We start from the raw sequence: 7,535 nt of genomic DNA on the forward strand, positions 1-7,535 counted from the left end.
TAGGTACAAATTTCGTTAAATAATCGTTATTTTTGGTGACCTATTGCCCGTTTCACCGCAAAACGCGCTTCGCGCCAGTGTAATGGTCGCGCCAATAGACACCCTCCAGATGATCCATGCGCACCGTGCCGCCGGTGCTGGGCGCATGGACAAAGCGGCCCTCGCCAACATAGATGCCAACGTGCCAGACGTTGCCTTTGTCGCCGAAAAACACCAGATCTCCGGCGGTCAGGCGATCTGTGGCGATCTTCGGGCCCTGGATGGCGGCCAGTTCGCGCGAGGTGCGGGGCAGGTTGAGCGCCAGCATGTCGCGGTAGACGTAGGTGACCAGGCCACTGCAGTCAAACCCCGACTCCGGGGTGTTGCCGCCATAGCGGTAGGGCGTACCCACCAGCCCCAATGCGCGCATCATCACCGACGCTGCGGCCGCCGGGTCGGCCGAGGCCACTGGCGTGTAGTGACGGGTTGGCGCTGGGGCAGCCGCGCGTTTGGGCGGACTGTGGCCGCAGCCGCTGAGTGCAGCGATGGCCAGGAGCGTGGCCGGCAGGCGCCACGAGCGGAAGCGGGGAACTGGCGTGATGTGCATGGAGCCCGGATAATGCGCCATCTTAGAAGGCCGTCATCATGGCGGCGTCCCCGGCGGCCGACAAGCCGTCCCAACGTCTGCCAGCGGGCAGCCATTTAACAGAGTTACGCATGAAGATCGAAAAAGACCGCGTTGTCCGTTTCCACTACACCGTCTCGGAAGTCGGCCAGGAGCCGATCGAAAGCTCCAAGGACCGTGATCCGTTGGCCATCCTGATCGGCCACGGCAACATCATCCCGGGCCTGGAAACGGCGATGATGGACAAGGAAGCCGGCGAGAGCTTCGGCGTTGACGTGAAGTCGGCCGATGCCTACGGCGAGCGTCGCGAGGGCATGACCCAGCGCGTGCCGAAGAAGCACTTCGGCAACACCCGTCTGGTGCCGGGCACCCAGGTCATCCTGCAGACCAACTTCGGCCCGCGTGCGGTCACCGTCGAGAAGGTCGGCATGACCGTGGTCGACGTCGACCTGAACCACCCGATGGCGGGCAAGGACCTGCATTTCGACGTGGAAATCGTTGAAGTACGCGAAGCCAGCGAAGAAGAAGTGCAGCACGGCCACGTCCACGGCGACGGCGGTCACCAGCACTAAGCGTCTGCCGCAAGGTGATGCAACGAACGGCCCGCCAACGCGGGCCGTTCTGCGTTGGGGAGCGCGTCGGTAGTGCCAGCCATGCTCGGCATGGCGCTGGCCTTCGAATGCCCGCACTCGGCAAGCGGCGCACCTGGCGGTGCCGCTGCCGAGCGTGGCTCGGCACCAGCGTGGTCCGCGTGCTCTAATCGCGCACCTGTACCCAGCAAGGCTGCCGAAGTTGTCCATCTCCTCATTCCAGCCGGTGGCGGCCAGTGAGCGTATCGTCCGCCTGGACGTGCTGCGCGGCCTGGCCTTGTTCGGCATTCTGCTGATGAACATCGAGGCCTTCAGCGGTCCCCTGGACCTGTCCTTCACCGGTATCGATCCGCGTTGGACCGGCTGGGACTTCTGGGCTGATGTCTTTGTCTATGTCTTCGTGCAGGGCAAGTTCTTCACCCTGTTCTCGTTGCTGTTCGGCGTCGGCTTTGGGGTGATGGCGCAGCGCGCCGAGCAAGCCGGCCGCGAGTTCACCCTGTTCTACCTGCGCCGCAGCCTGGGGCTGCTGGTGATTGGTCTGGTGCATGCGCTGCTCGTCTGGTCCGGCGACATCCTGGTCTGTTATGCACTGCTGTCCTTCGCGCTGCTGGCCTTCCGCGAGGCGCCGCGCGGCTGGCTGCCGGTACTGGGCAGCATGGCCTATCTGGGCGCGGTGTCGTTGATGTTGCTGCTGGGCGCGATCATGGCACTGGTGCCGGACAAGGATGCAGCGCAGATGGTCAGCACCGCGCAGGCATCGATCGAAGCGCAGCGACTGGCCTACGCCCATGGCAGCTATCTGCAGGCGGTGGTGCAACGCCTGCGTGATTTCGGTACCGCGATGGGCGCCTTGCTGCTGGTTGGGCCTCAGGTGTTGGGTATGTTCCTGCTGGGCGCGTGGTTCGCCCGCAGTGGCGCCATCGTCGAACCCGCGCGCTTCCCACGGCTGTGGGCAGTGCTGCGCTGGCTGCTGCTGCCGCTGGGGCTGGCGCTGATGCTGGGCAGCGTCAGCCTGCAGTCGTATATGCCGCCGGGCCAGTTCGGTATGCGTACCGGTGTGGTCTATGCCCTGACCGCGCTTGCCGGCCTGCTGATGTGCCTGGGCTACCTGGCCTGGGGCGTACGCTGCAGCCACCGGCTGCAATGGCTGGCGCCAGCAGGGCGGATGGCGCTGAGCAATTACCTGGGGCAGTCGCTGGTCTGCACGCTGGTGTTCTATGGCTATGGGCTGGGCGGGTTCGAGCAGATGGGGCGGGCCTGGCAACTGGCGTTTGCAAGTGCGCTGTTCGCGCTGCAGGTAGGGCTGAGCCATCTGTGGCTGCGCCATTTCCGCTTTGGTCCGGCCGAGTGGCTGTGGCGCTGGTTCACTTACTTGCAGATGCCACCACTGCGACGTTGAGCGGGTCTGCCCGCCTAAGATGGGCGGGTGAGCGTTCCTGAAGACGATGTATTGATCATTGGTGCCGGTGCTACCGGCCTGGCAACAGCCTTGGCTCTGTCTGCTGCTGGCCGGCAGGTAAGGTTGATGGATGCCGGGCAGGTAGGCGGTGCGACCTCGTATGGCAACTGCGGCACCATCACTCCCAGCCATGCGCCGCCCTTGGCCGCGCCGGGGGTGCCGCTGCGCGCATTGCGCTGGATGTTGTCGCCGCAGGCGCCGCTGTACATCCCGCCGCGGCTGGATCCGGCGCTGTGGCGTTGGCTGCTGCACTTCACCGCACGCTGCAACCAGCGCGACTGGTTGCAGAGCACGCGCGGCAGGGCGGCGTTGTTGAACGATTCGCGGCAACGCCTGGCCGATTGGGTGCAGCGTTATCAGCTGCAGTGCGAGTTCGCCGAGCAAGGGCTGGACTATGTATTCCACAGCCAGCGCAGTTTTGAACAGCATGCCGCGCAGTGTGCCGCATTGCAGGCCTTCGACATCGACACCACGGTGATTGCAGGTAGCGACTATCTGGCGCGGGAGCCGGCCTTCAAGCCCGGGGTGGTAGGGGCGATCCACTTCCCGGATGACGCCAGCCTGCGCCCGGATCGCTACACCGCCGAGCTGGCGCGGGTGCTGCGTGCGCAAGGTGTGGTGATCGAGGAGCATTGCCAGTTGCGGGCACTCGAGCCAGATGACCGTGGCGTGCGGGTCAGCAGCATCCGAGGCCCACGCCGCGCGCGCGAGCTGGTGCTGGCCACTGCCGCCTGGTCACCGCAGCTGGCCACCCAGGTGGGGCTGCGCGTACCGATACAGGCCGGCAAGGGCTATTCGATCACCGCCAGTCGCCCGTCATTGGTGCCGCGGCGGCCGGTGGTGTTGAAGGATCGTTCGGTATTCGTCATCGGCTGGGACGGCTGCATCCGCCTCGGCGGCACGATGGAGTTCTCCGGCCACGACGCCCGCTTGAACGGCACACGCCTGCGGGCACTGGAAGACGGCGCGCGCGCCTACCTGCATCAGCCGCTGGGCGAGACGATCCATCAGCGCTGGTGTGGTTGGCGGCCGATGACCTGGGACGACATGCCGCTGCTGGGACGTTCGCCGCGGCATGCTCACGTCTGGTTGGCAGCCGGTCATGGCATGCTCGGCATCAGCATGAGCAGTGGGAGTGGACAACTGATGGCCGACCTGATTACCGGGCGCACGCCTGCAATCGACCCGAGGCCTTACCGCGTGGAGCGTTTCCAATGAGCGCGCGCAGCTATGACGTGGTGGTATTGGGTGGCGGTTCCGGTGGCCTGGCCGCCGCCTTCCGCGCGGCGTCCTATGGCGCCAGGGTGGCGATGCTGGAGCCGGCCGCGCTGGGCGGTACCTGTGTCAACGTGGGTTGCGTGCCGAAGAAGGCAATGTGGTTGGCGGCCGACCTGGCCGAGCGCATCGGCCTGGCCCGGCAGATGGGCTTCGATCTCCCTGCCGAGCCGGCGCTTGCCTGGCCCACCCTGATCGCGCGCCGCCAGCAGTACATCACCAACATCCATGCCAGCTACCAGAAGCGGCTGGATGAAACCGGCGTGGTCCGCATCAGCAGCCGCGGTCATCTGCTCGACGGCAACACCGTGCAATGCGAGGACGGCACGCAGTTCAAGGCCGCGCATATCGTCATTGCCACCGGCGCGCATCCGCTCAAGCCCAGCTTGCCCGGTGCCGAGCTGGGCGGCGTGTCGGATGATTTCTTTGCCTTGCAGGAACGGCCCGGCCGGGTGGCCCTGGTAGGCGGTGGCTATATCGCGGTCGAGCTGGCCGGGGTGCTGCGTGCGTTGGGCAGCGAAGTTGCGCTGCTGGTACGCGGCCAGCGCCTGCTGGACAAGTTCGATGCCGAGCTGGCCGACCAGCTTGCCGAGAACCTGCGCCTGCAGGGCGTGGAACTGCATTTCGGCTGCCAGCTGCAGGCGCTGGAAAAACAGGGCGGGCGGATTGCTGCAGAACTGCGCAATGGGCCCGAACACGCCGTGTTCGATACGTTGCTGTTTGCCACCGGGCGCGGCCCCAATACCGCGGGCCTCGGGCTTGAGCAGGCCGGGGTGGCATTGGATGGCAAGGGCGCCATCAGCGTGGACGAGTACCAGAACACATCGGTGCCTGGCATCTATGCGGTAGGCGATGTCACCGGCCGGGTGACGTTGACGCCGGTGGCGATTGCCGCTGCGCGTCGGCTGATGGACCGGGTGCTGGGCGGGCAGGCGCAGGCGCGCTTGGATTACGAAACCATTCCCAGCGTGGTGTTCGCGCATCCGCCGTTGGGTACGGTGGGCCTGAGCGAGGAAGAAGCGGGCAAGCGCTTTGGCAGAATCAGCACGTATTACAGTCGTTTCCGGCCGATGCTGCAGGCGCTGGGGCAGGGCGAAGTACGCAGCCTGTTCAAGATGGTCTGCGCCGGTGAGGACGAAAAGGTGGTGGGCATCCATCTGCTGGGCGAGGGCGCCGACGAGATCCTGCAGGGCTTTGCGGTGGCGGTGAAGGCCGGAGTGACGCGCCGCCAGCTGGAGGACACCGTGGCCATCCATCCGACCTCGGCCGAGGAAGTGGTGTTGATGCGCTGAGGGTGTGCTTGCGGGCGCATGCCGGGGCGTGCGCCCTTTCCGGCGACGCGACGGTTTCACGCGTCGGCGCATGGCTGATCGTGCCGATTCTGGCCTTGGTCCTGGCGCGGGCATCGTCCGCCGTCGGCAGCCTTCATAATGACCGACCCTCTCCCCCGGATGCCGTAACACCGTGACTGCTCCACCCCCGCGCGATGCCGCCGTGGTCGCGTCCAACCTGCCTACCAGCTCACGTCGACTGTTGATCAGCGGGCTGTTGCTCGCCGGCGTTGGCGCGATAGCCGCCTCCGGCAAGGCGGTGATCGTCAAACTGGCCTACCGCCACGGTGCCGACGCGACAGCGTTGCTGGCCCTGCGGATGCTGATCGCCTTCCCGTTCTTCATCGCCATGGGCATGTGGGCCGCGCGTCGCGCGCAGCCGCTGGGCAACGGTGATCGCTGGCGGGTGCTGCTGCTGGGTTTCAGTGGCTATTACCTGTCCAGCTACCTGGATTTCCTTGGCCTGCAGTACATCAGCGCCACACTGGAACGGCTGATCCTCTACCTCAGCCCCACCCTGGTGGTGCTGATCGCGCTGCTGGTACTCAAACAGCGGCCAACCCGCATGCAGGTGGCGGCACTGCTGGTCAGCTACCTGGGTGTGCTGCTGGCCTTTGGCCATGACATCCAGCTCGAAGGCCAGCGCACCCTGATCGGTTCGGCCCTGGTATTTGCCAGTGCGTTGAGCTATGCGGTCTACCTGTTCGGCAGTGGCCAGTCGGTGGCGCGGATCGGTGCGGTGCGTCTGACCGCCTACGCCAGCATGGTGGCCTGCGTGCTTTGTATCGGCCAATACCTGCTGTTCCAGCCCATCGACGCGCTGTGGACATACGCCCCGGCGGTGTACTGGCTGTCGCTGCTCAACGGCACCGTGTGCACGGTGCTGCCAGTGCTGGCGATCATGATCGGGGTCAAGCGGATAGGCTCCTCGCTGGCCGCACAGGTGAGTATGCTGGGGCCGGTTTCCACGATTGTGCTCAGCGTATGGCTGCTCGACGAACCCATGGGGATCTGGCAAAGCGCCGGGACGGTGCTGGTGCTGCTGGGCGTACTGCTGGTGGGCAGCGGCGTGGCCAAGCGCCGGTGAGCCCGGCGCTTGATGTTGCCGACGGGCATGCGCGCATCCTGGCGGCAATCCGGGCAATCCCGCGCGGTCAGGTGATGGAGTATGGCGAGGTCGCGGCCAAGGCCGGCCTGCCCGGGCGGGCACGGCTGGTGGCGCGCCTGCTGGGCAGCAACGACGATCCTGCGTTGCCCTGGCACCGGGTGCTGCGCTCGGACGGGCGCATCGCCATGCCGGAGGGCTCGCGCGGCTGGCGCGAGCAGAGCCAGCGCCTGCGAGCCGAGGGTGTGCAGGTGGAGAACGGGCGGGTGAAGCGGGCAAAACGGGTGACCACGATGGACGAGGCGATCTGGGGCCCCGGTTAAGCCAGTACGGCTATGATGGGCGCAGTTTTTGCGGATATGCCCATGTTCCAGCGTCCCCCCAGGATTACCCAGGCGTTGTTGATCGCCAATATCGTCGTGTTCGTGCTGCAGCAGTTGCCGCAGATGGCGGGCATCTTCAATCAGTTGGCGCTATGGCCGATCGGCTCGCAGCAGGCCTTCCTTGTCTCCCCCGGCTTTGAGCCTTGGCAACTGCTCAGTTACGGGTTCATGCATGGCGGTTTCGGTCACCTGTTCTTCAACATGCTGATGCTCTACATGATGGGCTCTCCCTTGGAAATGACCTGGGGCGAGAAGCGTTTCCTTACTTTCTATCTGGTATGCGTTGCTGGCGCGGGCCTGTGCCAGTTGCTGGTGACAGCGCTGGCCGGTGAGTACTACCCGGTGGTGGGCGCTTCCGGTGGCGTGTTCGGCCTGTTGCTGGGTTACGGCATGATTTTTGGCAACCGGCAGATCAGCCTGCTGTTCCCACCGGTCACGATGAAGGCGCGCACCTGGGTCATTCTGCTGGGCGTCACCGAATTGGTGATGGCCTATACCGGTTGGCAGCCCGGGGTGGCCCATTTCGCCCACCTTGGCGGCATGTTTTTCGGATGGCTGCTGATCCGCCACTGGCGCCGCCCGCCGCCGAGCAAGCGCGGTAGCTCACACCTGCGCAGCGTGAAGTAAGGTGCTTGGTGCCGAGCCACGCTCGGCAGAGGCCCCACCGGTAGAGCCAGAACCCTGTAGAGAGCCGAGCCATGCTCGGCAGAGGCCCCACCGGTAGAGCCAGAACCCTGTAGAGCCGAGCCATGCTCGGCACAGGCCCCACCGGTAACGCCTCAGCCGAG

General features: G+C 65.7%; 7 protein-coding genes and 1 pseudogene. 7 read left to right on the plus strand and 1 reads right to left on the minus strand.

Going from position 1 to position 7,535, the window contains the following annotated elements; genetic code table 11:
- Positions 1-52: 52 nt before the first annotated feature.
- Positions 53-681 (minus strand): annotated as a pseudogene (locus B2527_RS08100) (C40 family peptidase).
- A gap of 15 nt (positions 682-696) precedes the next feature.
- Here B2527_RS08100 and B2527_RS08105 point away from each other — a divergent pair.
- The 7 genes from B2527_RS08105 (at position 697) to B2527_RS08135 (ending at position 7,374) form a co-directional block, all read left to right on the plus strand.
- A complete protein-coding gene (locus B2527_RS08105) occupies positions 697-1,176 on the plus strand; it encodes an FKBP-type peptidyl-prolyl cis-trans isomerase (RefSeq protein ID WP_293707752.1) in 480 nt (159 codons plus the stop codon).
- A gap of 187 nt (positions 1,177-1,363) precedes the next feature.
- Complete coding sequence (locus B2527_RS08110) at positions 1,364-2,593, plus strand: DUF418 domain-containing protein (RefSeq protein WP_414717040.1); 1,230 nt, start codon at positions 1,364-1,366, stop codon at positions 2,591-2,593.
- A gap of 27 nt (positions 2,594-2,620) precedes the next feature.
- Entirely contained in the window at positions 2,621-3,871 is a 1,251-nt protein-coding gene (locus tag B2527_RS08115; protein ID WP_293707755.1) for an NAD(P)/FAD-dependent oxidoreductase, read from the plus strand.
- Complete coding sequence (gene gorA / locus B2527_RS08120) at positions 3,868-5,220, plus strand: glutathione-disulfide reductase (RefSeq protein WP_293707756.1); 1,353 nt, start codon at positions 3,868-3,870, stop codon at positions 5,218-5,220. Before B2527_RS08115 ends, gorA begins: the two co-directional genes overlap by 4 nt.
- A 172-nt stretch (positions 5,221-5,392) precedes the next feature.
- Positions 5,393-6,346, plus strand: coding sequence for a DMT family transporter (locus tag B2527_RS08125; RefSeq protein ID WP_414717039.1), 954 nt, complete (start codon positions 5,393-5,395; stop codon positions 6,344-6,346).
- Entirely contained in the window at positions 6,343-6,687 is a 345-nt protein-coding gene (locus tag B2527_RS08130; protein WP_293707758.1) for an MGMT family protein, read from the plus strand. The genes B2527_RS08125 and B2527_RS08130 overlap by 4 nt, the downstream gene beginning before the upstream one ends.
- Positions 6,688-6,729: 42 nt before the next feature.
- A complete protein-coding gene (locus B2527_RS08135) occupies positions 6,730-7,374 on the plus strand; it encodes a rhomboid family intramembrane serine protease (protein WP_293707760.1) in 645 nt (214 codons plus the stop codon).
- Positions 7,375-7,535: the final 161 nt, after the last annotated feature.

The organism is Stenotrophomonas sp. UBA7606, from assembly GCF_002477705.1.
Lineage (GTDB): Bacteria > Pseudomonadota > Gammaproteobacteria > Xanthomonadales > Xanthomonadaceae > Stenotrophomonas.

Excerpts from the sequence above, each read along its gene's own strand:
- B2527_RS08135 (WP_293707760.1), top strand. The coding sequence starts at position 6,730 with ATGTTCCAGCGTCCCCCCAGGATTACCCAGGCGTTGTTGATCGCCAAT.
- gorA (WP_293707756.1), top strand. The coding sequence starts at position 3,868 with ATGAGCGCGCGCAGCTATGACGTGGTGGTATTGGGTGGCGGTTCCGGT.
- B2527_RS08105 (WP_293707752.1), top strand. The coding sequence starts at position 697 with ATGAAGATCGAAAAAGACCGCGTTGTCCGTTTCCACTACACCGTCTCG.